The organism is Actinoplanes aureus (genome assembly GCF_015704865.1).
GTDB classification, from domain to species: Bacteria; Actinomycetota; Actinomycetes; order Mycobacteriales; family Micromonosporaceae; genus Actinoplanes; species Actinoplanes aureus.
Genome location: NZ_JADQTO010000035.1, coordinates 20333 through 47266 on the forward strand (window position 1 = coordinate 20333; position 26934 = coordinate 47266).

General features: G+C 67.6%; 25 protein-coding genes and 1 tRNA gene. 15 read left to right on the forward strand and 11 right to left on the reverse strand.

Annotated features, from left to right (window positions below; all coding sequences use genetic code 11):
• Nucleotides 1-72 precede the first annotated feature (72 nt).
• Nucleotides 73-1071, reverse strand: a complete 999-nt coding sequence (locus I4J89_RS42780; RefSeq protein WP_196419953.1) for a hypothetical protein — start codon at nt 1069-1071, stop codon at nt 73-75.
• A gap of 169 nt (nt 1072-1240) precedes the next feature.
• On the opposite strand from I4J89_RS42780, the gene I4J89_RS42785 reads away from it, so the two are divergent.
• Together I4J89_RS42785 and I4J89_RS42790 are read left to right on the forward strand one after the other, a co-directional pair.
• Nucleotides 1241-1546, forward strand: a complete 306-nt coding sequence (locus I4J89_RS42785; protein ID WP_196419954.1) for a hypothetical protein — start codon at nt 1241-1243, stop codon at nt 1544-1546.
• A gap of 69 nt (nt 1547-1615) precedes the next feature.
• A complete protein-coding gene (locus tag I4J89_RS42790; RefSeq protein ID WP_196419955.1) occupies nt 1616-1777 on the forward strand; it encodes a hypothetical protein in 162 nt (53 codons plus the stop codon).
• Nucleotides 1778-2090: 313 nt separating this feature from the next.
• On the opposite strand, the gene I4J89_RS42795 is transcribed toward I4J89_RS42790, so the two are convergent.
• The 3 genes from I4J89_RS42795 to I4J89_RS42805 form a co-directional block, all read right to left on the reverse strand.
• Nucleotides 2091-2666 (reverse strand): SMI1/KNR4 family protein, encoded by a 576-nt coding sequence (locus tag I4J89_RS42795; protein WP_196419956.1) that lies wholly within the window; start codon nt 2664-2666, stop codon nt 2091-2093.
• 52 nt (nt 2667-2718) lie between these two features.
• The gene (locus I4J89_RS42800; RefSeq protein WP_230860566.1) at nt 2719-3165 is read right to left on the reverse strand and encodes an IS110 family transposase; all 447 of its coding nucleotides are present in this window, start codon (nt 3163-3165) and stop codon (nt 2719-2721) included.
• A 286-nt stretch (nt 3166-3451) separates the two neighbouring features.
• Nucleotides 3452-3658, reverse strand: a complete 207-nt coding sequence (locus I4J89_RS42805; RefSeq protein WP_196419957.1) for a helix-turn-helix transcriptional regulator — start codon at nt 3656-3658, stop codon at nt 3452-3454.
• A gap of 1011 nt (nt 3659-4669) precedes the next feature.
• Here I4J89_RS42805 and I4J89_RS42810 point away from each other — a divergent pair.
• Genes I4J89_RS42810 through I4J89_RS42820 form a run of 3 tightly spaced genes read left to right on the forward strand, consistent with a single transcriptional unit; the run spans nt 4670 to nt 6365 of the window.
• Nucleotides 4670-5767, forward strand: coding sequence for a hypothetical protein (locus tag I4J89_RS42810; RefSeq protein ID WP_196419958.1), 1098 nt, complete (start codon nt 4670-4672; stop codon nt 5765-5767).
• A 20-nt stretch (nt 5768-5787) separates the two neighbouring features.
• The gene (locus I4J89_RS42815) at nt 5788-6084 is read left to right on the forward strand and encodes a hypothetical protein (RefSeq protein WP_196419959.1); all 297 of its coding nucleotides are present in this window, start codon (nt 5788-5790) and stop codon (nt 6082-6084) included.
• Nucleotides 6081-6365, forward strand: a complete 285-nt coding sequence (locus I4J89_RS42820; RefSeq protein WP_196419960.1) for a hypothetical protein — start codon at nt 6081-6083, stop codon at nt 6363-6365. Before I4J89_RS42815 ends, I4J89_RS42820 begins: the two co-directional genes overlap by 4 nt.
• 36 nt (nt 6366-6401) lie before the next feature.
• On the opposite strand, the gene I4J89_RS42825 is transcribed toward I4J89_RS42820, so the two are convergent.
• Complete coding sequence (locus I4J89_RS42825) at nt 6402-6617, reverse strand: hypothetical protein (RefSeq protein WP_196419961.1); 216 nt, start codon at nt 6615-6617, stop codon at nt 6402-6404.
• A 725-nt stretch (nt 6618-7342) separates the two neighbouring features.
• On the opposite strand from I4J89_RS42825, the gene I4J89_RS42830 reads away from it, so the two are divergent.
• The 5 genes from I4J89_RS42830 (at nt 7343) to ligD (ending at nt 12735) form a co-directional block, all read left to right on the forward strand.
• Nucleotides 7343-8101, forward strand: a complete 759-nt coding sequence (locus I4J89_RS42830; protein ID WP_196419962.1) for a dienelactone hydrolase family protein — start codon at nt 7343-7345, stop codon at nt 8099-8101.
• Between the two features lie 777 nt (nt 8102-8878).
• Nucleotides 8879-9205, forward strand: coding sequence for a hypothetical protein (locus I4J89_RS42835; RefSeq protein ID WP_196419963.1), 327 nt, complete (start codon nt 8879-8881; stop codon nt 9203-9205).
• Between the two features lie 290 nt (nt 9206-9495).
• Nucleotides 9496-10545 carry an ISL3 family transposase gene (locus tag I4J89_RS42840; RefSeq protein ID WP_196420006.1) on the forward strand — a complete coding sequence of 350 codons (1050 nt, stop codon included), beginning with the start codon at nt 9496-9498 and terminating at the stop codon, nt 10543-10545.
• 296 nt (nt 10546-10841) lie between these two features.
• Nucleotides 10842-11450 (forward strand): DnaE2-dependent mutagenesis accessory factor ImuA', encoded by a 609-nt coding sequence (imuA', locus tag I4J89_RS42845; protein WP_196419964.1) that lies wholly within the window; start codon nt 10842-10844, stop codon nt 11448-11450.
• A 49-nt stretch (nt 11451-11499) separates the two neighbouring features.
• Complete coding sequence (gene ligD / locus I4J89_RS42850) at nt 11500-12735, forward strand: non-homologous end-joining DNA ligase (protein WP_230860567.1); 1236 nt, start codon at nt 11500-11502, stop codon at nt 12733-12735.
• Nucleotides 12736-13016: 281 nt separating this feature from the next.
• Here ligD and I4J89_RS42855 read toward each other — a convergent pair whose 3' ends face one another.
• The gene (locus tag I4J89_RS42855) at nt 13017-13652 is read right to left on the reverse strand and encodes an HNH endonuclease family protein (protein WP_196419965.1); all 636 of its coding nucleotides are present in this window, start codon (nt 13650-13652) and stop codon (nt 13017-13019) included.
• Between the two features lie 753 nt (nt 13653-14405).
• Complete coding sequence (locus I4J89_RS42860; RefSeq protein ID WP_196419966.1) at nt 14406-14738, reverse strand: hypothetical protein; 333 nt, start codon at nt 14736-14738, stop codon at nt 14406-14408.
• 409 nt (nt 14739-15147) lie between these two features.
• Between I4J89_RS42860 and I4J89_RS42865 the strand changes: the two genes are divergently transcribed.
• The 3 genes from I4J89_RS42865 (at nt 15148) to I4J89_RS42875 (ending at nt 17354) form a co-directional block, all read left to right on the forward strand.
• The gene (locus I4J89_RS42865) at nt 15148-15540 is read left to right on the forward strand and encodes a hypothetical protein (RefSeq protein WP_196419967.1); all 393 of its coding nucleotides are present in this window, start codon (nt 15148-15150) and stop codon (nt 15538-15540) included.
• A 715-nt stretch (nt 15541-16255) separates the two neighbouring features.
• Entirely contained in the window at nt 16256-16867 is a 612-nt protein-coding gene (locus I4J89_RS50460; protein ID WP_309238728.1) for an excalibur calcium-binding domain-containing protein, read from the forward strand.
• A 295-nt stretch (nt 16868-17162) separates the two neighbouring features.
• On the forward strand, nt 17163-17354 hold the full coding sequence (locus I4J89_RS42875; RefSeq protein WP_196419968.1) for a hypothetical protein: 192 nt from the start codon (nt 17163-17165) through the stop codon (nt 17352-17354).
• 1287 nt (nt 17355-18641) lie between these two features.
• On the opposite strand, the gene I4J89_RS42880 is transcribed toward I4J89_RS42875, so the two are convergent.
• Nucleotides 18642-19598, reverse strand: a complete 957-nt coding sequence (locus I4J89_RS42880; RefSeq protein ID WP_196419969.1) for an ArsR/SmtB family transcription factor — start codon at nt 19596-19598, stop codon at nt 18642-18644.
• A 55-nt stretch (nt 19599-19653) separates the two neighbouring features.
• Between I4J89_RS42880 and I4J89_RS42885 the strand changes: the two genes are divergently transcribed.
• On the forward strand, nt 19654-20853 hold the full coding sequence (locus I4J89_RS42885) for an MFS transporter (protein WP_196419970.1): 1200 nt from the start codon (nt 19654-19656) through the stop codon (nt 20851-20853).
• 329 nt (nt 20854-21182) lie between these two features.
• Here the strand turns inward: I4J89_RS42885 and I4J89_RS42890 are convergent, their stop codons facing one another.
• Nucleotides 21183-23255, reverse strand: a complete 2073-nt coding sequence (locus I4J89_RS42890; protein WP_196419971.1) for a YncE family protein — start codon at nt 23253-23255, stop codon at nt 21183-21185.
• Nucleotides 23256-23868: 613 nt separating this feature from the next.
• A complete protein-coding gene (locus tag I4J89_RS42895) occupies nt 23869-24840 on the reverse strand; it encodes a hypothetical protein (RefSeq protein ID WP_196419972.1) in 972 nt (323 codons plus the stop codon).
• Nucleotides 24841-25225: 385 nt separating this feature from the next.
• Between I4J89_RS42895 and I4J89_RS42900 the strand changes: the two genes are divergently transcribed.
• Nucleotides 25226-25297: transfer RNA gene (locus I4J89_RS42900), tRNA-Lys, on the forward strand.
• 93 nt (nt 25298-25390) lie between these two features.
• Here I4J89_RS42900 and I4J89_RS42905 read toward each other — a convergent pair.
• Nucleotides 25391-26854 (reverse strand): site-specific integrase, encoded by a 1464-nt coding sequence (locus I4J89_RS42905; RefSeq protein WP_196419973.1) that lies wholly within the window; start codon nt 26852-26854, stop codon nt 25391-25393.
• Between the last annotated feature and the right edge of the window lie 80 nt (nt 26855-26934).

Here is a 26934-nt window from a genome sequence, read left to right on the forward strand (position 1 = left end):
GCGCGTACAGCCGGGTCCTCAAGATCTTTGCCCCCTGTCGACCGGCAGATGCAGGAGCGCGTCCCGGAGAGGTCAGATGGAGCGGACTTCCGCGGCGTCCAGAATCCTTAGAGTGACCTGGGCCGGTGTGCCCGCGTAGGACGCACTGTTTGTCCGGAAGTCCGCAACGAAGCGGGGTCCCCGCCGAGGTCCGCCGGTCGCTTCGTCCACGGTGATAGCGCCGCCGATCTTGATGGTTTGCTTGGCGAGAAGGAAGTCACTGTCATCGGCGACCTCGACGACAAAGCCAGGTACCGCGACCTGCGGCACGTCAAGGAGACGATCGAGTAGCGGTACCGGGTGTGTCTCTCGATCGGCCAGGAGTTGTTCGACGGGCCCGGGCTCGACGATGCCTTCTACCCGTACCTGCACCAGTTCACGGTCGTCGGGGCGGGTGATCTCAGCCGTGGCCTGGGCTTTCACCTGCAGCGACGGCCAGGTGCTTTCGTCGAGCACGGTGACCGGCAGGGCGGTGGCCTGGTCAGCCGGCAGGCTCAGGGAGTGTTGGATGCTATCGAGGTCGTACCCGGTAAGCCGAACTTCCAGCTGCTCGGGCGTCACTCGGGCGGGCCCGATCCACGAGTGGCTGGTCTCGGTGAACCGGATCGGCCGCTTGGCTGCGACCTCGGCACGTTCCGCGACGACCTTCCCGAAGCTGGGCAGGCTGGTGGCGCCGCGCCGGTTTAGCGCCACCAGGACGTGCGGAGCGAACCTGGTCTCGCTGAAGCGGTCCGCCCAGTCTTCGGTCCGAAAACGTACGGTGCCAGCGACAGCGACCTGCTGCACCACCATGCCGCCGGACCGGGTCTCGGTCACCAGCCGTGCCCGGACGTCCTGAGCTGTCCAACCGAGTGGCGCCAACGCCGCCTCGTCGACTTCCACCCGCACTGACTCGATGGTCTTCTCCGCCACGATCGACCGCCCTTCCCCCGCCCGCCCCGGATCGAGACCGGAACGATAGCAGTGATCCACACCCGGTCCGCAGACAAAGACCGCGACCTCACCGGGACGGTCACGCCCGCTCGAATCCATCCGAACAGTCGAGGGGCACCGGACGAAGGGATGAATAACGCGCGGCATACACGGTGTTCATCGCCGGCCGTCCGGATTCGCGGCGAGGTCTTGTCAGACCCCGCTCGTACGGTCCGGCACTGCCTGCGACGTTCGTAGATCGCCGCCCGAACATCCACCGCGCCGCCGCTTGCGCGGCGCACGTCATGAGGAGGACAACATCGACGACCAGAACCATGAGGTACGGCTGACGAACCTGGAGGCACATGCCTTCCGGACCAACTGCCGCCTCCGAGCGCTCGAGTCCCTCGCGGCCGCCCTGACCGGCGCTGATCAGGCAACCGACGCGGCGCAACCTGCGACGGTCGACCAGCGACTGGACCGGATCGAGCAGGCGTTGGAGAAGCTGCGCCGGCGGAAGACGATCCTGCCGAAACAGGAGTACGACAAGGCCAAGAACGCGGCCGGCGCGGACGGGCTCAGCGTCGCGGAATGAGTCTCCCGGGCGATCAACGAGCAGGCTCGCCAGAAGGCGATCGGAGACGCCCAGCACGGCGGCGCCCGCATGGAGGCGATCCCGATCGACCCAGCCGTCCACCGCACCCTAACCGCGCAGGCGGACGCGCAGATGCTCAAGCCTTGGGCGCTGGCCTTCAAGTACATCCGCGACGGAGTCGAGGCGACGGCTACCCGGACCACCGAGCCGGGTGACGGGCCATCGGCGTAGCGAGTCCGGCAGCCGCCTCCAAGCCTTGCGGTGCGGAGGCGGTTCGGGACGGACCGAGGGTCTCTGCCCTGTCTACGCAACCACTGTCACGACCGCCTCGAACACGGCCTTGACCGCTCGCGTCGCCCAGAAGAGGTCACCCGTGGTTTGTAGGCGAGTTCGAGTTCGAGCGCCGCGTGTTAGCCAGTCTCAGCGCCAGCAGGTTGGCACCGAGTTCGTGTCGGTGAGTTTCTAGCGCCACCTAACGAGCGGCCCAACGGTCCTGGGGCTGTCCTGTAGGCGGCGTCCCACCACCGCAGGCGGGGTACGACTTCTAGGCGTACGAGACGAATGACAGCGGCAACGACGTACTGGGGAAGTCCTCGGGGAAGGCACTGCACTGGTACTCCAATGCGAACACCGCTACGAGGAACTCGACCAAGCTGCCGTTGAAGGCCGGCCAGTCCTCCCAGTCCCGTGCCGCGTTGACGACGATGGTCCAGTCGTCTGGTCCAGAACGTGGCGTGCGAGCCCAGTAGATGGACTCGCCGTTGTCAGTCCCGGCGATCTCCAGCAGATTTTCGGGCCGGTGGGGCAGTTGCTCGTCGTGATCTTGATGGTAGGCCAGGCGCTCTGCGCCGCTGACCAGTTGACGTTCAAGATCGATGGTGTCGCGCGGGCCGCCGGGGGTGTAGACGACCAGGTAGTCGTCGAACTTTCCGGCACCGTATGTCTCCACCAACGCCCGGTAGTCGCGTGGGAGTTGCAGCCCGAGTCGTGTCTCGATACCAGCCCAGTCGGGACGGACGGGTTCGTGGGCTGGAGGTGGGACCAGTGAACCGAGCCGCGCGAGCGCTTTCCGCCATGACACGCGGCGATCATAGATCTCGTCATACAGAGGGATGACCATGAGCCTCGGTATCCTTCGCATCCCATCCTGATCCTGACCAGGGAATCATCGCTCAGTTCGAGCGCCACCCGGTGGCCGCTACCGGGACGCCCGGTGTTGAGCAGAGCACGGCTCGCTGGGCGGACACGTCCTTCTTCGCGCCGCCGGGCACCAGCTCGAGCAGCAGGTGATGTAAGCGGGAGGCCACTTCGGTGCGGGCGCGGCCGAGCTGGTCACGACGGTCGACGAGCAGGCGTAACGCGACCGTGGTGTCGTCGATGACGACCTGCCGCAGGCCTTGGGTGCGCAGCGCGACCACGGCGACGCTGCGGGCAACGACGGGGTCGGTCTTGCGGCCTTGACCGGTGGTGAACACGCGTGCCCGAGCGGACAGCTTCGCCGGCACGTCCACAATAGCCTCTCCGTCAGCGACCAGCCGTTGAGCGACGTGTCGGCCGATGCCGTTGCAGCCCTCGACAGCCCAGATTCGGTCCTTGTGCTCGCGGCCGGCGGTCAGCATGGCCTGGTAGCCGCCGCGACGGTGCCGAACCGGCCCTGCCCGACGATCTTCTCCCGACGTTGATGATTTCGATGGTGGCGGAACGCTTGTGGGGGTCCACCTCGATGATGACCTGGGCCATCATGTCCTCCCCGAAACCGACGAAGCCGCGATTCGGGTGCCGGGATCTTCTTTCAGTGACGGTGTAGGGGCGATGTGTGGCCCCGGCTGCGGGCGACACCGCTGGTTGGGGGTGGCGCGCCAGCGACGTCGTCGGGTGGGCCCGGGCTGATGGTGCGGGCGCGACCTATTCGACGTCGTACTCGTGCGGGCGTTTCTGTTTAATCCACGCTTCGACGTCGTCAGCAAGCCACACGTCGCCGGCCGCGAGTCGGGCGACTGGGGTGGGAAAGTCCTTGTGCCGGGTGATCTGGTAGACGCGCTGACGCGAGATCCCGCCGAGCCGGACGCGGATCTCGTGGGCGCCCATCAGGTAAAGCGACTCGGTCGTCATGTGACTAGTATAGGCGTGCGTCAAGGTGACGCGTTGAAGGGCGGTCCGCGATGTCGTCGTCGCGCGGTTCCACTTCACACCTCCGGTGCGGTATCGCAACCGCGGGGTGCCCCGGCTATGAGGTTGCTTGCGCCAATCGGCAGGTCGGCGGTTCGTCGAGTTCGGCGGCCGGCCTCGCCGTGCGGCGGCACGCGTCTGCTGGTGGTCGTGCCCTTGAAGACCCGCGGTCACCGAAGGCGCCTGCTGCCCGTTTGGTTCACCCTCGCACTCGGTCACCGGCCGCTCGGCGAGGATGTCGCCCACGGGATGGAGCTCGCCACGTTCTGCCGCCTAGCGAGTAATGCCGACCTCCTGCCTATCGCGCTGGCCAACTCGAAGCCTGCGTCGTTCATGACGCTCTGGCTGTAGCCCGGTCCCGGCCCAGCACAATGACGCCCAAGTAGACCTCCACCTACGAGTCGGATCGATCCGGGCCTTGTCGTCGGCTCGCGGTGGCGCCCGCACCTCGAGCCCGTGGCATGTGGGCACTGGGGGCGCTGTGGCCGCGATTGGGCGATCTCCCATGCCGCGGTCGGGCGACGCTGTTGATCGTCTGACGCAGTGATCGATCCGGTCGCCGATGGTGTGCCGTGCTCACTCCTGATCGAGGACGAAGTGCCGGATCGTGCGTCCCGGTGAGCCCGTACCGGCGAAATCAGAGCCACCGAGGCGGCAGCGAACCTGGCCAGCGGCGGCGGCCGGGCCCAACCACGCCGCCTACCGCACGCCGTTCCCCCCGCTCAGCCGTGAACCACAGGACAGCAGCACCACCGACCAGCACAAAGCGGCAGCAGGTAGCACCGGGGAACCCGCGACCGAGCCCAGCCTCGCCCGCGGCGACAAGTGCCAAACCGGGCGTCGAGTGAACCCCACGACAATGGCCGGCGTTGATAGGTGTAAGCGGCTCTGCAGCGACTGCAAAAGGCAGCCAGCTACCGTCGCCGCCCGCAGACACCAACCCATCGAGGGATCATGGCCGAGTTGTACGTCGACGTGCCGGGCCTCACCCGGCTGTACAACCAGCTGGTGCGCGCGAGCGGAGATGCAACCGACGCACTCGACTACGTGCACAAGCACTGCGATCTGCGGATTCTCGACCAGGGCTTCATCATGCTGATGATCGGTCCCCACGGCGAGGCCTACCGAAGCCTCACCACAGCGCTGGAAAGGCTACAGACGCTGACGCAGGGCGCCGGTACGCAGATCAACCGGGCGCAGGTCGAATACAGCAGAACCGATCACCAGTCCGCGAAACAACTGGACGCCGCCTACCCGGGCGCGAAGGATCCTGCCGCTGCCGCGAGCGCGTTCACGTCACACCGACCGGACCTGATGCCGGACGACAGGGCGGCGTTCACCGACGTCGCCGAGGCGACCCGAGCCCTGCAGAACCCCCAATACGCCGTCGGTATCGAGATGTGGGACATCAACCCGCTCGCCGACCTGGTCAGCCCGGCGGCGTGGCTGCGGCAGACGACCATCTGGGTCTTCGGCCACGATCCGCTGGAGGGCTGGGCGTCACAGTTCTCGGGCGACTGGAAGGCGTACGTGCACTGCGGCAACGCCATGGGCCGCGCAGGAGCGGCCTGCCGGCTGATCAGTGAGAACATCGCCGCCGCCGCCAGCGACATCCCTCAAGCCTGGCGGGGTAACGCCGCAGACGGTGCCCGCGAATGGCTGCTCGGCCTCGCGGTGGCGACCGCCGGTATCGCACAGGTCTGCAGCGACTACTACGACCTGTACCTGCAGGCCGCCGAAGCGATCAAGAAGCTGTACGACGTGGTAGCCGGCCTGATCACCGACCTGATCGACATGCTCATCATCATCAGCGGCGCGCTGGCGGCCGGTGCCGCCAGCATTGCCACCATCTTCGGCCCGATCGCCGGGTTCTCGATCGCCGCCTACTACGCCTGGCAGGCCTACGACCTCTACAAGCAGATCTCTCGGTTCTACGGTGCCGCCGAAGACACCCTCAAGCTGATCGGCGGCTCGATCGGCGCGCTCGACGCCACCCTGTCCATGAAGGCCATCCCCGACGTGCAGCCGTACCATCACCCCGCGCGATACTGATGCCGGACGATAGGAAGCCGATGAACGGTGGAATCGCCGACGAGCCCCTGGCACAGTCGCTGCTGCGCCACCTGGCCGCCACACGCGGCAAGCACGATCCGCTCGGGTCGCTCGCCCGGACCGTGGTGAACGGCGAAGCCACACTCGTCCAGGCCGTCCGCGACCCCTGGCATGGTGCCGGCCTCGCCGAAGCGGCCAGCGAAGGGCTGAAAGTCCAGGAATCTTTACCCAGCGAAGAACGCGAAGCGATCGAGAGCGGCGCTCAGCGTCTGCGCGATCGTCACGCGAACCCCGCCGACCCGGGGAAGTTGTCGTGACCCTCGGGCGGCGATTGCGCCTCGCCATCATCCTGGGATTCTTCTCCGTGCTGCCGCTTGCGGCCGTCATCCTCGGCGCCGTCGCGTTCTGGGACAACTGGTCCGGCGCGAGGCAGGCCATGACCATCTTCCTGGCCGTCATGTTCACCATTTGCGTAGGCGTGAGCATCTCGATCGCCGCCGACAAGCGGCTCGAAGGCGTCCCATGGCTGCGGATAGGCACGATCGGTCTGTTCATCGTGCTGGCCTGCGGCGTCGGCTGGGTCCGCGAGATGGTGTAACCCCGACGCCCGGGTCGTTCGCCGGGCCCTCCACGCTCAGTTGATGCCCCTCGCCGAAGGTTCGTCCATCGGCCGTCCGTACCCCTTCTGCCGCTCGGCTGAGCGCTCGCCGCCGAACGCGATCGCCGAAAATGGCGTGCTACCAAGGACGCCCACGTCCGCACATGCCGCGATCACGAAACCGGAGGTCGCGCTCGCCGGGCTGCGGCTATCCGGCTCGGAGGCCGAGATCGTGTTGTCGGTGACCCACAACGCCCTGGAGGTGGACTTCCTCGTCGGGTCGGTCCCGGACGCAGTGGCCGAGCTGCCGCGGGTGCGACGGTGGAGGCCGGGCCGCTGGACATCCCGGTCGGCGGGTGGCGGTGCTGGCCGACCCGTTTGGCAACAGGCTCAGCGTGCTGGACCTGCCGAGGGCCGCTACGCCCCCGGCGGTCAGGTGTCCGGCTCCTGGATCACGATGAGGTTGTCCGTGGTGAACGAGAACGGCCGATGGCAGGACGGGCAGCTCACCGCGCCCTCGGGCCGCCACCGCGGGACGACCATCGACAGGAGCGCGCCGCACTCACATGGCTGGACGACTTCCGCGAGCCCGAACTGCTCGCGCAGGTAGGTCAGTCATGCCGATCTGCCAGGCGGGCAGAACGGCGCCCGGGCCATTCGGTATGTCAAGTCGCGCGCCTTCCTCAAGGCCGCTACGCTGCGAGTTAGAACTGATGTGCGACTACTCGGGTTTGTGGGCGTTGAGCAACTCACAGAGAGCTGTGACTGTGGATCTCCGTTGGCGAAGCTGAGCCCCGTTAGGTGGCGATGTCTATCTCGATAGCAGCGTCATCGGTTAAGCCGAGCCGCGGTAGTTGAAACGTGGTCTGGGTAGTTGGAACCGCGGCGGGGAGATGAACGGGCGGGGGCCACCATCGTCGCCGGCCCGACTGAAAATTGACTCGCCGCGTCAGCGGGATTGTCGATGTAATTCCTCCATGCGTATCACCGCAGGAACCGTCGCCGACGGCATCCGTGAACAGCTCTTCACTGTCGGCGACATCCCTGGAGTGCTCTGGACGCCCGCCGAAGGCTCCGGTCCCCGTCCACTGGTCTTGATTGGGCACGGCGGCGGCCAGCACAAGAAGGGATGGGAGGTCGTCTCCCGAGCCTTCCCGTACGTCACCTCCTGCGGTTATGCGGTCGCCGCGATCGACGCGCCAGGTACTGGTGACAGGCCGGAGCATCCGGAGATCCGGCGACTCGTTGCGCTGCTCGACGAACGAAAGGCTGCGGGCGAGCCCTTCGGACCCGCGCTGCCCGCCCTCTACGAAACCGTGGCGGCAGAACTCATCCCCAACTGGCAGACCACCCTGGACGCGTTGCAGAAACTGGACTCCGTCGGCGACAGCCAGCCCGTCGGGTACTACGGCCTGTCCGCTGCCGGGGAGTCGGGCATCCGCCTTGTCGCGGCCGAACCCCGGATCACTGCTGCGGTCCTCGGCCTCATGGCATGCGACTGGCTCCTGGACACCGCAGCGCGGATCACGATCCCCGTCGAGTACCTGCTGCAGTGGGACGATGAAGGCAATCCGCGGGACTCAGTCATGAAGCTGTTCGACGCACTCGGCTCCGCCGAGAAGACCTTGCACGCCAACCCCGGCGGCCACTTCCGGATCCCGCCTTTCGAAATCGACAGCTCGATCCGATTCTTCGCCAGGCACCTGGGCAGCGCTGGCGTACCGAGCAGTTTCTGACACCGCAGGAGCCCGCGCCGCCGCGCGGTCAGCCGCTACGTAATGCCCCTGCCCACGCCCGCCGCTAGCCCGGTCATACCTACGGCGCAGCGGTTGGGGCGAGACGCTGCCCACGAAGTGAGCCAGGTTGGCGCCCACTCGTTGATCAACTCGTGCGGCTTACCACAGCATTCAACCGGATCCTTCGCCTTACCGGAGCGACAGTGCAGTCGGCGGCGTTCACCGACCAGGGACTCGTGATTGCGCTGCGTCGGCGCAGGCGACGTCTGGTGTGCCCGTGCGGGGCATCGACGACGGCCCGCTACGACACGTCGCGGCGCCGGTGGCGGCACCCGTGGTTTGTTCGCGAGTTCCGGCACCAGATGTCGCCGAGTTTCGGCGCCAGCGGGATCTCACCGTTCTCGATGTTCGCGAGTATGGGCACCACCCTGGCCGGGCTAGCTAAGCCTGCCGTCGATAAGCGCTCCGATTACGCATCGTGACGGCCGCCGGAGATGGGCGCGTTACCTGCGGCAAATCAGTATGCTCGTCACCAGTTCGCTGTCAGCTTGGAATGATGAGCGCATGCCAAGATCGCGGACGAAAGCCCTGCTTACCGCTGTAACAGCAGCTGCCACCATCGCGGGATGCACGAACGGCCCGGCCCCGGGATCAAAACCGTCCGCGTCGCCCGACAATGAGGACCGACCGTCCCAGATGCCGTCGGCAGCTACCAGCACCACACCGTTGGTGCGCTTGGACCCGCCTCCCGTCGTCGTCGGTGAGCTGTCTCGAAGAGTGCTCACCCAGACGGATGGTCACCCCGCCGGCGAGACCACCCTGCGCCGCAGTGCACGTGCCGGACAGCAGTACGGGGTGCAGGCCGCCTGCACATCGGCGACCTCGGGTAAGACGCTGTCAGTCGAGGTACGCAGCGGCAGGCCCGGCGCTTCTGCTGAACGGGTTGCCACCGCTGAGATCCCCTGCGACGGAACGGTGACGGTGAACGACTTGGGCACGCTGCCCGCCGAGCAGATCGTCGTCTACCTGCAAGGGGACCAGTCCGACATTCTCTCGGCCTACGCCATCATCGCGCCGACGTCATCATTGCCGGCTGGAAAATAGGCGCCCGCAGAGGTACAAGATGACAGCAAGCTGAGCCACTCGCACGTGTGTGGTGGCCGACGGTGCTCCAACGCGCACTGTTCTCGGCGTGAGCGCGCATCCACTCGCCATCAGCGATCTCGTCGGACATCGGCAGAGAGTGACTGACTGACCAGACGCCGACCGATCGCTGCTTCAGCCATGGTCAACAAGTGGCGCTCGTTCTCACGAACATTCGCGCGGAACCGACCAGCGAGGTGGCGCCGAAAGTGGCGAACATCTGGCTCCGGTTCTCGCGAACGTAATCACACCTGGACTTCGCTGCCTGCCAGGTCTGGCTGGAGGCCGACATCCACCGCATCGACTGCCGTTCTTGCTTGCGGGTCCGCACGGAGCAGGTGCCGTGGGCGAGGCCGAACGCCCGGCACACCGCCGACTTCGAGAACGTCGCCGCGTGGCTGGCGCAGCGCATGGACAAAGCGAGCATCGCCCGGCTGCTGCGCTGCTCCTGGGAAGCGGTCGACGCGATCGTCACCCGGGTCGTGGCCGACCACATCGACGACGCCCGACTCGACCGGCTCTACCGCATCGGCGTGGACGAGATCTCGTACAAGCGGGGCCGTAAGTTCCTGACCATCGTCGCCGACCACGACACGGGAAACGTCGTCTGGGTCGGCAAGGAACGCTCCAAGGCCGCCTTCGAAGAGTTCTTCACCGCCCTCGGCCCCCATAGGGCCGCCGCGGTCGAAGCGATCAGCCTCGGCGGCAGCAGCGTCTACCTGCCGGTCACCCGCGAACAGATCCCACAAGCCCGGATCTGCCTCGACCCGTTCCACGTGATCAAGTGGACCAACGAAGTCGTCGAATCGGTCTACCGAGCCGAAGCACCCACCATGCCGTCTGGCCCCGGCATGCCCGAGCGCCGCGACTGGCGCCGCGCCCGCTTCGCCGTACGCGCCGGCCGAGAGAACCTCGACGACCAACATCGCCAGATCCTGAGCCTGCTCCGGCGTCACCGCTACCGGCTCTGGCGCACCTGGGAACTCAAAGAACAGCTACGCGATCTCTACAGAACGACCGATCCCGTCGACGCCCGCGCCTACCTCAAACGCTGGTGCACCGCCGCGAAACGCAGCCGGATCCCCGCCTTCCGCAACCTGGTACGCCGGATCGAGAAACACGCCGACGCCATCGTCGCCGCCGTCGAACTGGGCCTGTCCAACTCCCGCCTCGAAGGCATCAACGCCAAGATCCGGCTGGTTCAGCGCCGCGGCTACGGCTACCGCAACCTCGACGCCCTCACCGCAGCCATCTACCTCTGCCTCGGCGGAGTCACCCTCAACCTACCCACGGAAATCTGAGTAGTCGCACTGATGTTCGACGCCTGCCGCGAACGGGTCGCGTACGTGTACGCGCGGATGGGCCGCGTCGTCCCCGCGACCATGGCACAGCACCGACCCGGGGGAGCAACGCGTGGGTGACCGGCAGTCCTGGACCGGCGACGGACGCATCAACGGCGTCGCCGACACTCTCGCCGCCCTGCACCCGGTCAACCAGGCCGCTCAGCAGCGCGGCAACACCGCCTTGCTCGTCCATGCCGTCACGACAGGCGACCAGGCACAGGCCGGGCCGGACCCGGATCCTGCCCGCCGACCCCATGCTGCAGCCGCTCCTTCCCTGGCCCGGCGGCCTGCGACGCGGCGCCACCGTCACCGCCGTGGGTGCCACCAGCCTGCTCATGCTGCTGGCCGGCGCCATGCGTAACACCGGCAGCTGGGCCCGCGTCGTCGGGATGCCGGCGTTCGGGCTGCTCGCCGCCGGCCAGGACTACCGGGTGCCCCTCGACCGGCTCGCGCTGGTGCCCGACCCTGGCCCGGACTGGCCGCAGGTCGTCGGCACCCTGCTCGACGGCGTCGACCTGATCGTCGTCCGGCCACCCGCCGACGTCGGCGAGGGCCTGGCCCGGTCGCTGTCGTCCCGGGCCCGGCAGAACGGCTCCGTCCTGATCCCTGCCACCGCGTGGCCGGGAGCCGAACTCAGCCTCGAAGCCACCCGCCGCCGCTGGCACGGCCTCGGCCACGGCAGGGGCCGGCTTAAATACTGCGACCTGCAAGTCCGGTCCACCGGCCACGGCAAAGCCGTCCGGCCGCGCACCACCACACTCACGCTGCCACCCGCAGCCGGCACCCAACGGGCGGCTATCGCGCCGGCGCCGCCGCGCACGGTGACGCCGCCACCGATCCTTGATCGAAGAACATCCTTGTAGTTCACGACCGACTGGTGACCTTGACTGATTGCTGGGGTAGGCAGGACAGATGATCGACGTCCCACCCGAGCTGATCGCGCCGATGCTGGCCGCGCCCGGCGCGCTGCCCCACGGCGGTGGGTGGAGCTACGAGTTCAAGTACGACGGCGTCCGGGCCCTCACGTACCTGCACGACGGCCAGGTGCGGGCCTTGTCGCGCAACGGCAACGACATCACCAGCCACTACCCCGAACTCGTCGCCGTCGCCGACCTGCTGCCCGGCAGGAAGGCCGTCCTCGACGGCGAACTCGTCGCCCTCGAGGCCGGCGATCGGCCGTCGTTCGCCCGCCTGGCCGCGCGCATCCACGTCGCCCGCCCGTCGGCCACGCTGCTGCAGACGGTGCCGGTCGTCTACTACGTGTTCGACCTGCTGCACCTTGACGGCGTCTCGCTGCTCGACGAACCGTACGAGCGACGTCGTGAACGACTCCGGGCGCTGGACCTCAACCAGAGGGCGGTGCGCACCCCACCCGCCTTCGCCGACACCGACGGCGCCGCGGTCTTGCACGCTGCCGAACTTGCCGGCCTCGAAGGGGTGGTCGCGAAACGGCTCGGCTCGCCGTACCGGCCCGGCAAACGCTCCAGCGACTGGACCAAGGTGCCGCTGATCCGCACCCAGGAATGCCTGGTCATCGGCTGGAAGGCCGGCCAAGGGCGCCGCGCCGGGTCGATCGGGTCGCTGCTGCTCGGCGTCTACAACGACACCGACCAGCTGGTGTTCGCCGGCCACGTCGGCACCGGCTTCACCGACGTCATGCTGCGCCAACTCGGCGACCAACTCACAGCGCTGCACCGGGCCACCCCACCGGTACCGGAGGTGCCACGCGAACACGCCCGCCACGCCCAGTGGGTGGAACCCGTGCTCGTCGGCGAAGTGCAATTCCGCAACTGGACACCCGACCACCGGCTCCGGCATCCATCCTGGCGTGGGCTGCGCACCGACCGCAGCCCGCGATCGGTCCGCCGCCACGACGCACCCGCCGCACCCCCACAGCCCCCGCAACCGATGGCATGGCCCCGGGAAACCATCGAGGGAGCGCTGGAAACCCCGGACCGGCGATGGCGCGTCGAGGTCGTACGCCGTGGCCGCGACCAGTTCTACCGGCTCATCAACGTGGCCACCGACAACACCGTGGACGGCCTGGCGATCACCACTTTGCAGCGGCTCCTCGCCGAGGCCGGCGTCGACATGGCCGATCTGACCGCCGGCGACACAGGCACCGCCCGAGCGGCAGGGGCCGCCTGAACATCGCGCCCCGACCCGTACGGTCGGTACGGTCGCAGCCGTGCCGGCCGAAAGGCCGTCGCCCGCACTGTGGGCCGCGACTCCGCCCTCAGCCAACCTCGTCGCGGTCCTCACCACCGGATGACCAGCAAGTCCCGCTGACGATCGGGGCCACGTCACGAATGACGCGCGCATCCGCCGCGAGGAAGGTGGCTGGTCCCTTTCATGCCGGGATCGCTCACCGGGCCCCGCCGTAGTCATCGCGGTGAGGCAGCGGGCTGCGCCGCGACGACGTCGGTCGCTTAGGCCGAGCAGGTGTTGATCATGGTTTGCAGGGCGGTCTTCTCCGACGCCTGCAGCTTCAGCGCCCAGTACGACTTCGTCGCGATCCACATCTTCGCGTAGGTGCACCGGTAGGCGGTGCGCGACGGCTGCCAGGTCGAGGGGTCCTGGTCACCCTTGGCCTGGTTGACGTTGTCGGTCACGGCGATCAACTGCGGACGGGACAGGTCGTTGGCGAAGCTCTGCCGCTTGCTGGTGGTCCAGGCGCTGGCACCGGAGCGCCACGCCTCGGCCAGCGGCACCACGTGATCGATGTCGACGTCGGACGCGGACGTCCAGGTCGCCCCGTCGTACGGCGAGTACCAGGAGCCGGACGTGGCCGCGCAGGCCGAGCTGGTCACCACGTTCGACCCGTCGCGCTTGAGCACGGCCTCGCGGGTGTTGCAGGTGCCGCTGATGGTGACCCAGTGGGGGAACAGGTCTCGGTCGTAGCTACCGGCATTGGCCTCGGCGGCGACGGTCAGCCCGTTGAGCTGACTCTGCGCTGTGGCTTTGCTGGGTATGCCGGGCGGGGTGGCGACGGCCGGACTGGCCGGCAGGCCCACGGCGACGGTGGCGGTGAGGACCGCGGCGAGCAGGTAGTGGGTACGGCGCATGGTCGACTCCCATCAGTGGCCGGTGACCCGAAGGTGACACCGCATAGATGACAGTCAGTGTGAAGCCGTGATGGTTGACGCTGGCCATCCCGAACACGTCGTACGGCGACCGGGATGGAAACAGTTTGGCTACGGGCACCGAGACGGCTATTCGCCTCTGCAGCCGTCGTGGCGCTTGGAGCACGCCACGCGGCATCGTCGTCACACGTCGTCACCGTGTCACGACGGCCGGATCTGCCGAAGTGCGGACATCCGATCATTTTCCGCGATGACCTTCGGAGTACGACGCCATTCGTACCGGCTTTCAAGACCGGCCGCGGCGGGCCGGTGACCTGCGGGACGTTGAAGATTGCACCAACCTTGTCGCGCTATGGTCGCACCGAAGCGCCCATATTCCTGCGAAGGCTCCAGACCGAGGGATTACCTGCGGCATGGTTGGACGCATTCGTATGCGCTGTTCAGGAGCAGTTCTGGATCTTGCGGGGTGACTCGCGCCTCGGTGGGTTGCTGTACCGCCGTCGGCGACTACTTGATTGCGCCGATGATCGCCGTGACGGCACCCCGCCACTCCGGCCCATTGTTCCCAGCTTGGCGGAAGCGCCAGTCCAGATCCACTTCGGCGCCGGCAACGTCCTCGGTGGTCGATGATCAGCTTTGCACAGCGCTTCACAACGCCTGCTAATACCTCGCGGTACCCTCCGTCTGCCTTTGGCGATAGGGTGGATGGTCAATGCCTAATGAACCCAATCGCGCTCACTCGGTAGAGGAGCCGTTGCGTGCGTCGCCGTTGTTGCCGGGCTGATTGAGCTGCGTTTTTTGTGATTGAGGGGAGTGGCGTGCCACCCATGCATCAATCAGGCGTTGACGCTCGACAGAAGACGCATCGTCCACCTCTATGGAGTCACCGTTTATTGAGATCGCTCCTTTCGTTCCTCTGTTCCGAGTAATGTACGCTTGAACCGCTTGGACGACGGATACCAAAACTGCCGATGAGGCCAGGGCCGCATAGAGCTCATTCGGGCCCGGCATCTGGGATACTCCGCCGACCGGCCGGGGTCCTACCAGTCCGGCCGCTTCGAGTTCCATGAGAAGCCGGTATTTTGCATTTGTTCGCGATTTTCTAGGGTCATGTGCGGCAGTGGGTAGGGGGCCTTGACGACGAAGGTGACGCTCTGCTGGCCGGACATCGATAACCTTACCTGTGCTGGCGGACAAACGGCACCATCAATTGTGCGCCGGGATCGTGTCACGGTGCTATCGGTACACCGACAGTCGGTCACTGGAGCAGGCGGGCAAGGAGGAATCTTCTTGATAGGGCACCCGGCCTCGGTCTGCACCTTCAGCAGCCCGGGGGCCTCGCTACGTTTTCCGCGCCCGCCGCCGGGCTGGAACCGTCAGCGCCGGGCCGAAGGCTTAGGCGCCGAGGGCGGGCGCCCGACGGCGCCCACCGCCGTGGCATCCTATCTGGACAGACCTTCCGGGAAGGGGCACGTCTATGGTCCGCAGGTTCCTGGCCCAGGCCATCACCATGATCGTTGTGGTCACGACTGGGCTTGTCGTGTCCGGTGAGGCGGCACTCGCCTTCACGCGGAGGGTCACGTGCGGCCCCTACTCCCGGACCATCACCTACGTCGCCGACAACGGCGACCGTCTCGGTGAGGTGCAGTGGAGTTGGCCGGCACCCCACTACCTGTACATCCTCGACTTCAACATCTATGACGGTGCGGATGTCAGTGCTCGTGTCGACGCCGTCGACGCCGGGGTGATCCAATACGATTGGGACATTCTTGTGGAGCCGGACCCATACCACATCTACTACCCTGTCCGTAAGTTCCGGGCTGTGTGGAACGGGTACGCCTCGGACTGGTATCCGGCGAACCGCTGCTGACCGCTCAGGGCAGCGCCGGCCGCCGAACCCCGAACCGCTGTCGTCGGCGGGGACCAGGTCGGCCATGTCGACGCTAGCCTTCGGCGAGGAGGCGTTGCAGGGTCGTGATGGACAGCCCGTCGACCGTGTTGTCGCCGTTGACCAGCCGATAGAAGTCGCTGCGCCCGCGACGGACACCTCGACCCGCCACTGGCCGTCCGGCGTCTGCAAGGCGCCCTTGACGGTCTCCTGCGGCCGGTACGGCGGTCTCGGTTCGGCGGTCACCCATCCTGCCTACCGCAGCCAGCGGGCAAGGTCACCAGCGTGGTGATGACTACAGCCGTGTACTTACTCGGCCGGTTCCGTGATCAAGTTGCAGCCGTTCACGCACGAATGCCGGCCCGGATAGAACCGCTGCTCCGGCTCGTCGCCAGCCAACGATCTGTCCGCCGGAAATCCCGGCGCCGAAACTCGACCGCCGCACGCCGGGCAGTCGGCGACCATACGGTCAATCTCAGCCCACGTGTACTTGCCGTCAGGGTCGACCCCTTCGAAAAGGCCAGTCGTTGGATCAATCCGGTAAGCCATGCGGGCCACCGTACGTGCTTTCCCGCTCCGTTCGTGTCGTTGTGCGTAAATCGCGCAACAACATCCGGCCGGCCCGTCCGATCGTCCACGCCTGCCGGGTCGAACAGGCGACCCCGGCCACCTGACCGCAGCCGTGCAGCACCCGAACGTGGAATCGACGGCGATCACCGGCAAGGCCAAGGTGATCCGGGTGACCTACGAGCCGCCGCCGAACCATGCGCCGTACCCGCCGTCGGGCCAGCCGCCGCCCGGCTGGCAGCAGCCCACCCTCATCCAGCCGCCACCGAAGAAACGGGCCTCGTGGAAGCTGATCGGCGGGATCACCGCTGGTGTCCTCGTGCTGTGCTGCGGCGGCATCACCGTGATCGGCGCGTTCGCCGACGACCCGGACGCTGCCAAGAAGAACGCGGCAGCCACCGCCACCGCCACCACTGCGCCTGCTGCGGCGAACGCCCTCAACGCCACAACCGCGCCGGCCACCCCGGCGCCGGCGAGTTCTCCGGCCGCCGCTGAGCCGAGCCCGTCGAAGTCGGCGAAGGCCAGCAGCAAACCGAAAACGGTCAAGCCGTCACCGTCGCCGACGAGGAAGAAGTCGAAGAGGCCTTCACCGAAACCGACCACTAAGGAACCGGCAGACGTCTACTACAAGAACTGCACCGAGGTTCGTGAGGCCGGTGCGGCGCCGATCCGCGAAGGTGATCCCGGGTACGCCCCGCACCTTGACCGGGACGGCGACGGGGTCGGCTGCGCCGGCGACTGACCGGAGCCCCCTTGCTGGTGGAAGCAACGAAGCCCCAGGAATAGCCTGGGGCTTCAGTCTTCCTGGCGTTATTCGTCCTCAGGTCGAGGCCGTTGCCGCCGATGGGGTGCTCGTGGAGCCTGCTGTCCCGCCTCGCCCGAACGTTGTGCGATTCTTCCCGGAATCGGGCATTGCTGCCCTGTGGTGGTTTGCCGCCTGGGCGGGGTGCTACGTCTACGTCGCGTCCACGGCGGAACCGGTGTCCCCTTGCGATGGCTCGGAATGCTTCAGCTCGCGCGACTGGGCGTTGGCCGGAATGATTCTGTACGGCGCCCCGCTGGCGCTGGCGGGCGCCGTACTCAGCGCCGCCGTTGTCGCAGTCGTCGTGGCCACCGTCCACCGGCTGCGGTGGCCGACGGGCGTGGTCGGCACCGCAGCCACCTGGACAACCTGGGTGGTACTCGCCGGGGTGATCGCGCTCCTGGTCGCCTACCGCACACTCCGCTGACGCAACTGCGTGAGCGGGCAGCCCGGCCTTCGCATCCGGATCCGCCGCAGAGCGCGCCCGAACGGGTGTACCGTTCGACGAACCGTCTATCCGCCAGCTTTGCTGGTCGTCATGACTCTCAGCGAGCCGCTCACGCGGCAGTGCGCGAACCCGGAAGCCGCTGTTGCTGCCGCACATCCCTGGCCTGCGGATGTGCTCCAGTACTCCTACCATGGCCGGTGGGCTCACCAACTCGGCGTGGCCTGGCCTGAGCCACGCAGTGCGGAGAACGCGCCAGAGCTGAATCTCGGCGCAATCTGTGATTTGCTCGGAGCCCTCTATGACGGTTGCCCCTGCGCTCAGACACGCGGTCGCCTCATCAGCAGCTCCGACGCTGAGCTGTTTCTGCTGCTGTTCTACGCGTACGACAGTTCGAGTGCCGGTGGCCGGCCGGAATCCGCCTCACGGCTAGACAAATCGTTGGCTTGTTCAACTCGGCCGGCGGCCGGATTCTGCTTGAGTTTCGGCGTGCGGGTGCAGCGGCAGCGGTTCAGCTCGTCTCGAAGATGAGTCCGCAGGCCAGGATGGACGCGCTAGTCATGGCGACAACCCGGATCGTCTGCGGATTCCGGAACGTGGGGTCGCCACCAGATAGCGCTTGGATCCTCGATGAACGTGACCGCGCAAAACTGGGCGATGACGAGATGATCGGGGGACTCGATTCGCTGTAGGAAGAACCGCAACGGCGCGCGACAGCCTCTTACGCGCTTGTCATGCTCACGTGAGCACATCTGCCGCCGATAAGGCGCTGAGTGCTCGCCATCCGAAAGCGTCCGGGGGTGCCGGGCGGCGGCCATCGCTCGGGGAGAACCTCACGACATGAGACCGTCACCCGGCACTGCTCCAGGGTAGGCGCCTCATGATCGGGTAGCGCTAAGGCCTGCGTCGCGTGGATCTGCCGCGAAACTATCTGCCCGTGGCCGCACGAGTGCGTCTCAGGAGTCTGGGCCAGCTCTGCTCACCCGCTCTGAGCCCCATATTTCCTCGCGGTCTGCTACGGGCAGCCGCTCGCCAAGGACCTGATGGGTAGGCGACGATAGCGGCGCGCCGCCGCGGGCAGAGATCCTCCTGGTGGCTCCGTGCCGGGCTGGTCAGCGGTTTCGGCAATTTCTGCGCCAACCTTGGCAGCTTCCCTTCGTGTACGCGCTCGGCGCGGTCAAGGACGCCACCGGTTCGTTCCGGATCGGTTTCCGCAGCCTGGTCGTGCTGTGTGTGGTGGCATTGGCGCCACCCGGCCGGCCCGGTCGCTCATCTGCCGCTGACGTCCAGCAGCCGGTCGGCCAGCTCGGTACGCCGGTAGAGAACCGAGCGTCCGTGCCGGGCGCTGACCAGCAGGCCCGCCGCCCGCAGGGCACGGAGGTGCTGGTTGACCGCGGTCGTGGTGACGCCGAGCCGGACGGCGAGTTCGGTCGACGAGGCCGGCGCGCCGAGGCGGGTGAGCAGGCCGGCCCGCTGGGCGCCGAGCAGCCCGGCGAGGGCGCCCGGCGCGGGCAGCGGCTCGGTCTCCCACAGCGTTCCACTGCCCCGCGCCCGATACATGATCATCGGCGGTTCCTCCGGGCTAATCGGCGTGGAGGCCCCCTGGGTCCACATGCTCGGGACAAGGGTGACGCCGCCGGTGGCCGAACGGGTGTAGTGCACGTCGGTGCGCACCCGGACCTCCACGACCCCGCCGGTCATGCTGACCCGCTCGGAGAGGCCGGCGAACATCGCGGCCAACCCGTGCTGCGCGGACTGCCGGCCCCGGTAAGTCACGTCCGCCTCCAGCAATGCCCGCATCCGTGGCCAGTGCGGCGCGAGGCAGAGCTCCCAATATTCAGTCAGCGCGTCCAGAATGCGGGCGAGCAGGCGTTTCCCGCGCAGTGCCGGCGGCAGTTCGGGGTGCACCAGGCGCAGGTCGCGGTCCACGACGGCGGCCGGGGTGACAGCCACCACCGCCAACTCGTCGTCGAGGCGGGTCAGTGGCGAGCGGGGCCGGGGAGTCAGGAAGTCCGGAACCCACAGATCGTTGTTGACCAGGGCGTTCAGCGTCGTGCCGTCGAGCCGGTCGCGGACGCTGTGCAGCTCGCGGATCCACGGCAGGTGCACCGGGTACCGGCCCGGATCACGCCAGGCGCGCAACGAGAGGACCAGCTCGTTAAGCGGGGAGATCGCGAACCGGACGCCGGCGAGGTCCACGCCGACCAGCTCGTACCTGACCACCATGAAGCAATACGCTACATCCATCGCGACGTCCCGCCCGTGTTGCGAGAACTGGTGGGTGACCATCACCAGTCCGATCGAGCGGGCCCTCACCTGGTCGACCGTGACCGGATCCACCGCCAAGGGCGTCCTGTTCGGGGTCAGCGCTCTCTACTTCACCACCGTCGTCGGGTTGAGCCCCGGCACCGTCGGCGCGGGTTTGACGCTCGCCGGCGTCACCGGCATCGCCGCCGCCTTCGGCGCCGGGCACCTCTGTGACCGCTTCGGCGCGCACCGCGTACTGATCATGGCGATAGCCGGCCACGGCGCGGCACTCGCGGTCTACTGCTTCGCCCGTACGCTCATCGCGTTCCTGATCGTGGCATGCCTGGCGGCCGGCACCCAGGCCGCGCAGCGCACCGCCCAGGCCACCCTGCTCGCCCGGCACTTCACCGGACCGGGCCGGCTCGAGACCCGGGCCCGTCTGCGGGTCGCCACCAACGTCTTCGTGGGCGCCGGCTCGGCACTCGCCGCCGGCGCGCTCGCGGTCGGGACCGCCACCGCCTACACCACAGCGATGCTGGTGGCGGCCGTGCTGGTGCTCTCCTCCACGGTGCCGCTGCGCGCCCTGCGCGGTTTGCGGCACGACGACGAGCCCGTGGCCGCGCAGGCCGCCGGCCGTCCGCCGCTGCGTGATCGGCGGTACGTGGCCGTGGCCGGGCTGAACGCGGTGATCACCATGCAGTTCGGGTTGCTCACGGTCGGCATGCCGCTGTGGGTCACCGCGCACACGAACGCGCCCGCCCCCACCGTTGCCCTGCTGCTGGTGCTGAACACGATCCTGGTGACGCTCTTCCAGGTCCGCGCGGCCCGGCTGGTCCGGGACGTGCCCACCGCCGGCCGGGTGGTCTTCCGAGCGGCCCTCCTGCTGGTGCTGGCCTGCCTGCTGTATGCGGCCGCCGCACAGGGCGGCGCCGCGATCGCGGTCGGCGTGCTGGTGCTCGCGGTGCTCGCGCACACGGCCGGCGAGGTCCTGTCCGAGGCGGGCGGTTGGGAGCTGGCGTTCGAACTGGCGGATCCGCGCAACGTCGGCGCCTATCAGGGAGTGAGCCAGACCGGCTTCGCGATCGGAACCGCACTGGCGCCAGCCGTGGTGACCTCGACCGTGATCAGCCACGGCACGTCCGGCTGGCTGCTGCTCGGCGTGGTCTTCCTGAGCGCCGGCACCGGCACCTACGCGGTCGCCAGCCGGTCGCCGGTGTCGTCCCAGCACCGCTGAGACGACACCAGGCAACCAAGACCAGGAAGCGGTACGGGACCACTGTTGGTCGGTGCCGTTTCCCGACAACCGATGACCTACCGACTCGACGGTCAAGCATCCGGATCTGCCGCCGGTCGTGCGCGGCAGCCGGCGCGCCGTCACGCACCGTACGATCCGCGCCGGCTTGGTACGCGCTCGTGCCGCACGTATGACGCGGCTCGGGCCGATGCCATCCGAGCCGACGCGGCTCTTGGGTACGCGGCCGGGCCGGGCCGACCCGAAATGGGCTACGGCCGGGCGCCAGGGATCTCCGACGGGTTCGGCCGGTAAGGGGCCGGCCGGTGGGTTCATTTGGTGTAGGTGAAGTACTTCCAGGCGCCGGCGGAGGTGTAGTTGACGGTGTCCCCGGACTTCCCGCGGAGGTATTCGGCTCGTACCCGGAATCGTTTGCCGACCCTGGCGCCGGTGACGAACGTGAAGGACGCCTTGCCGGTCGAGCTGAGCTTGGTGTTGCGGAACGACCAGAGTGTCCACTTGCCGCCGGACCAGACCTCGATGGTGGTGCGTGCCTTGCGCCCCGGGTGGGGCGTCATGGTGTGTGTGATCAGTGGGTCCTTGGACTGCCGGAAGTACCGGTATGTCGTTGAGCCGATCTTTTTGGTCTTGTAGTGGCGGGCCAGCGTCGTGCTCACGCCGACCTCGGTCCACAGGTCGAGCCGGGCGGAGCCGGGTTCGTAGGCGCCGTCACCGGTGAACCGGGTAGTGACCAGGGTGTTCCTGGTGACTTTGAGGGCGGCGACGACGTTGCCGGCGCTGTTCACGGTGGCCCGCTTGATCAGACGGTCAGGCTGGTCGGCGCCATGCGGGTCGGCCCAGATCTCCACGACCCGGTTCCGGTAGGGGGCGCCGAGCCTGGCGGTGAGGTTCACCGTGGCGCCGTAGGAGAGCACTCCCGTCTTCGGGCTCCGCGCCAGGCTGAGCTGCGCTCGTGCCCGCGGGATGGCGATCCGCAATTCACCGGAGACGGCCGAGAATCCGGGGGTGCCGGCGAAGGAGAAGGAGTAGCGGACAAGTCCGCCGTTCGGCGGGGTATCGGTCAGGGTGAAGCGGCCGCCGGCGTCGGTCGTCACGGCGCCCAACGGTGTGCCCGAGGGGGACTCGAGGTCGAACCGCCGCGTGGTCAGTACGGACCCCGCCGGTGGAAACACATTCCCGGCTGCCCCGATCACGCCGGTCATGGTGAGGGGCTTGCCCCGGGCCGGGGTGGAGGAAGGGCCCCAGTTCATGTAGACGGTCGGGTCCGGCACGGACGGGTCGTGGGAAGCCGGCGTGGTGCTGGGCGCGCTTGTCGACGGTGTGGGGTCCGGCAGTTCCGGGTCCGGGTCGTTGAGGGTGATCAGCCAGTACGCGGGACCGGGGGCGTTGGTGACAGCGAACAGGCGCGGGCCGCCGGGTTCCCACGCCAGACCACGGTCGGTCACACTGGGCGTGTTGAACTGACCGCTCACGTCCGGCAGGGCGTAGATCGCTTCAGGCTCGTCCGCACCCTCCCGGAACACATGGACGTTCTTCATCCCAGGCCAGTCGTGATCGATCGCGATCCGGCCGTCCTGCGCGACCTCGACAGCCCTGGCGCGCAACCCTGGATAGACCTTCTCCTTGGCCCCGTCGGCGACCCGGATGCGGAGGGTCTCGCTGGTCTGCTGAAGAACGTGACTGCCGTCGACGGACAGCGCCGAGTCGTTGGTGAACTTACTGAACACGTCTGTGTCCAGCTTCAGCTGCTCGGTGCCGGACGAGACGTCGAACACGCTGCTGTCACTGCCGCTGGTTTCGTCGTCCGTGGCGAGCACCAGGCCGGGCTGACCCGGCGCCACGGAAAGCAACGGTGCGCTGTAGAAACCGGCTCCATCGACAGAGCTGTCGTGGAGCCGGACCTCGGACGTAGCCAGATCTACCGAGCCCAGCCCTCCGCCATTAAGGACCCCGTCGACCTCCGCGGAGAACCACAGCTTGCCGTTGACGGGTGGTACGACATCCCGCAGCTCCACAGCGTCACCGACCGGGTACCGCTTCGATTCTTTGAGCGTGTCGGTCGAGAACTCCACGATCGCGCGCGCCCCGGGCACGGCCGCGTAGAGGTCAGTGGAGTCCGGCGAAATCGCGAGACCCCACACCCCGGCAAGACCGCTCAACTCGGCGACCGGATGCCCCTGGTAGGTCCTCACCAGGACCTTGCCGGCCAGCGGATCGCTGATGAAGACCCGCTTGTGCACCGCGTCGATGGTGATCTCACCGAACGACTTGAGAGGCAGCGCCTCGTCAGAGTCGGCGGAGGCGGTGCCGACGGTCAGACCGAAGCCCACGGCCGTGGCAGCGGCCAGGACAGTGGCCGCCATCGCGGCCCGGGACACACGCATGCCATCTCCGTACTGATCAGGGCGGGGGCACTCCGCGTGAGGATCGTACGGACAAGATCAATACATCGGCATCAACCGAAAGTACGGGACCGTAGCGACGCGACGTGAACGGCCAGGGATCGGTGGAGAGACTCCCGGATCGTAGAAAGTTCCTGAAAGCACAGTCCCGGATGCCATCTCGCGCAACGGATGCATCCGTCCTCGTCGTCGGTGTAAGGCCACCGGCCCGTTCCGTTGACGACACTGGCAGAGGCTGGCGTTCCTGGCGAAGCTCGACAAGGTCGGCTTGCCGTTGTTGGCATGCCGCTGGAGCGTCGCCGGAGGCGCCTCAGCATGGGTCGACAACGGAATGCGTCCGGCCGCTCGCCGTGGCAAGCGGTGACGCGAACCAGGCCACAGAGTCGTCAGCGGAGCGAGAGCCGAGTGCGGCACACTCCCAAGCTGCACTTTGACCCCGATCGCACCCAGTGCCAGGTCGGCACGTACCTGCAGGAACGCCTCGGTCGATCGCAGTCCACCAACCGGCCAACTCGGTGAGGGGGGCGCAGCTACCAGGTTTTCCGGCAGCCGCCGACCCGTCGGGAGGGACGCAAGGTGATCATGCAGACGCCACTCAGCGTTCCGCGCCTAAGCCTGGATGGGCCGGGCCGCCGAGGTCGGCGGAGATCCGGTCGACCACCGTCCAGTAGGCGGTGCCGTCCGAGCCGACCTCCGGCTCCTCCTCGTACATCATGTCCCAGGAGACGGCCATGCCGGCGACCGCCTCAGCGGTCGACGCCCATTCGTCGCCGGTCAGCGTGACAGTCGTTCGGCCTCCGCTGGTCTGCTGCCGCAGGCTGGCACTGATCCGGCGCAGACGGTCGCGGATCTCCTGCTGGGAGCCGTCGAAGTCGTGGTCGGCGCCGTCGTCCCCGCCGTCGAGCACCTCGGTCACCAGCCGCCACTGCCGGACCGACAGCCTGACCGGATATCGGCGAGCGGGAACGACGCCCAACTCCTGGACCGCGGCCAGATCGGTCGCCTCGCGCAGGTCCACCAGCCCGGCGGCGACGGTGAACTCGCACCACTGCGTCCACTCGGTCACGTCCGCATCCCACGGCGTGGTGTGCACCCGCCAGCGGTAGGACTCGCCCGGGCCGAGTCCGGCGCCCAGGCCGATCTCCTGCGCCTCCAGGGCGAAGGTCCGGTCGGCGCTCGCCTCCCGGGAGCCCATGATCGGATCCTCTGACCCGTCCAGGTGCTGCCACTCGAAGGTGACCTCGGGCGGCGCCGGCCGGTCCGCGGGGAAAATGATCGACAAAGCTGGGCCGGTGGTGTCGACGACCGGGCGGGCCGGGCCGCTCGCGCAGCCCGGCACGCCGTTGGTGGCCAGCAGGGTGGGAGGATGTGCCACCCCTATCGGGGCGGGCACTGCCTCGCCCGTGCCGTAGGAGACCGAGCAGAATACCGCCGGATCGGTCAGGCACTGGGCGAACAGATCGGCGTCCCGGTCCGCGGGTTCGTACCCCCGGACCGGCAGCACTGCGGCGGTGGCTGCCAGCACCACGGCGACCCCGGCCGCCCGCCGCGCCGATTTGTTGATCATCGGCGCAGCTTAGATCCTGGTCAGGCCGGTTCGACAAGCAGCCGGTCCAAGCCGTGAGGTTCTCCCCCGAGCGACATCCGTCGCGGTTGACCCCCATGCCACCTCGATCGACGGACTGCCTGCGCGGCAGGACCATCGCCCAGGTCAGCACAGCCGAACCCTCGCTGCCAGAAAATCACACGTGGTCCCCCTGGGTCGCTCCACAGTCGCTCCACAGGCCGCTGAACCTGACGATTCCGCGCCTCTCCGTGCAGGCGAATTGGGCGCCAAGGCCCCCAGGGAAAGCACGCGAATCGCCACGCTACAGGCCCTTGACCTGCAACAACGCGCCGGCATGGGTATACCGATGGGTTCCTCCATCGTCCACCGGTACGCTGTCTGCTGCGGGCCGCTAGCTCAATGGCAGAGCTGAGGACTTTTAATCCTTAGGTTCCGGGTTCGAATCCCGGGCGGCCCACCGCTGTGAACTGGGAAAACATTAGAATCTGGGTTAACTTCCGCCGTTTTTTGCGCGCCGGTTGGGCGCTTTGTGGAGCGACCGGACGTCGGTTCAGCCCGCTTCGCGGTTCATTCGGGGTATCAGTGCGGCCGCGGCCTCGGCCTTTGAGCGTTCGGTTTCCAGTTCTTGAATCACCGAGGTGTAGGTGTCCGAGGTGATGGTGATGGTGGAGTGGCCGAGCATCTCTTTGATGTCTTGCAGGTCGGAGCCGGAGGCCTTGAGGAAGGTCGCGGCGCAGTGTCGCAGGTCGTGTAGCCGGATCGGTGGGAGGCCGGATTTCTCGATGAGGTCGTCGAAGCGTTTGGTGACGGTGTCGGGGTGCCAGGGCCTTCCGTTGGGCTGGACGTAGACCAGGCCGGTGCGGGGCCACGCGGGCCCGCTGACCAGTTGCCAGCGTGCGCGCCGGGCGAGGTGGCTGCGAGTGATCGCGGTGGTGGTCTGGTCGAGGGTGATCGTGCGGTCGCCGGCTTCGGACTTAACCTTTTTGGTGACCGGCTGGTAGCCGACGGTGGTGATTTGCTGGCTGATGACAGCGGTGCCGGTCTCGAGGTCGAGGTCGAGGTCGCGGATGCCGATGGCTTCACCGCGGCGTAGCCCTCGGTAGAGCATGAGTGCGTACATCGGATAAAGCACGAGGTCGTGGTCTTCGGCGTAGTCGAGGAACCGTCCGGCCTGCTCCGGAGTCCACACCATCACCGGGCTCGGCCGCAGTCCGGTGGCCTTCCAATGCTTGACGGCCGCCGCCGTCCACACCCGGGCCTTAGGGCGTTTGCCCGAGGCCAGTTCGACGTGGGCGGCAGGGTTGAACTCGATGAGCCGGTGCACGCGGATCGCGTCGTTGAGCGCTTTGCGCAGAGTGGCGCGGATCCGCTGCATGCTGGCGGGACCGGTGGTGCGCTGCCCCTTGACGCTGGCGCGGACGGCTGGGTTATCGCTGTCACGGGCGGTCTCGATCGCGATGTTGCGGTCGGTGATCGCGGCGAACATGGCGCTGACGTGCCCGACCCGCAGTTTCTCGACCGGGATATGGCCGAGGTGGGGCTCGAGATGGTTGCGGATATGGCTGCCGTAGGACAGGTATGTGCTCGACGCGACGCGTCGGCCGGTGAGCCATTCGCAGAGGTAGTCGCCGAGCAGGACCGCGGTGGTCGCGGGGATGCCGGCTTTGACCCGCCGGGCGATCATGTTGCGGTCGGGCAGCGGGTGGGCGGGTTTGAGGGCGTGAAGCAGGTCGCCGATCTCGGTCGCGAGATCGGCGTTGTCGCCGGCGAGAGCGAGTAGGCCGAGCACGTTGTCGCGTTCGGTCGCGGCGGCGTCGCGGCTTTCGAATCGGTAGCGGCGCATCGGGCGCCGCTTGCCGTCGGCGGTCTTGGGCAGTTCGATCTGGTAGGCCCAGCGGCCGTGGCTAGGGTGCCAGGCACCGCTGGTGCGGCGCAGCTTCGGGCATCGGCTGCTGAGTCGTTTGCCGGTCTCGTCCTTGCAGCCGCAGGTCTTGAAGACGGAGCCTTCCGCCATGGTGTGGTTCCTCCAGTGTGCAGGCAGGTGGGGGAGCGGCCTCGACCGATCCGAGGCTGCGGATTACATGGGTTGATCCA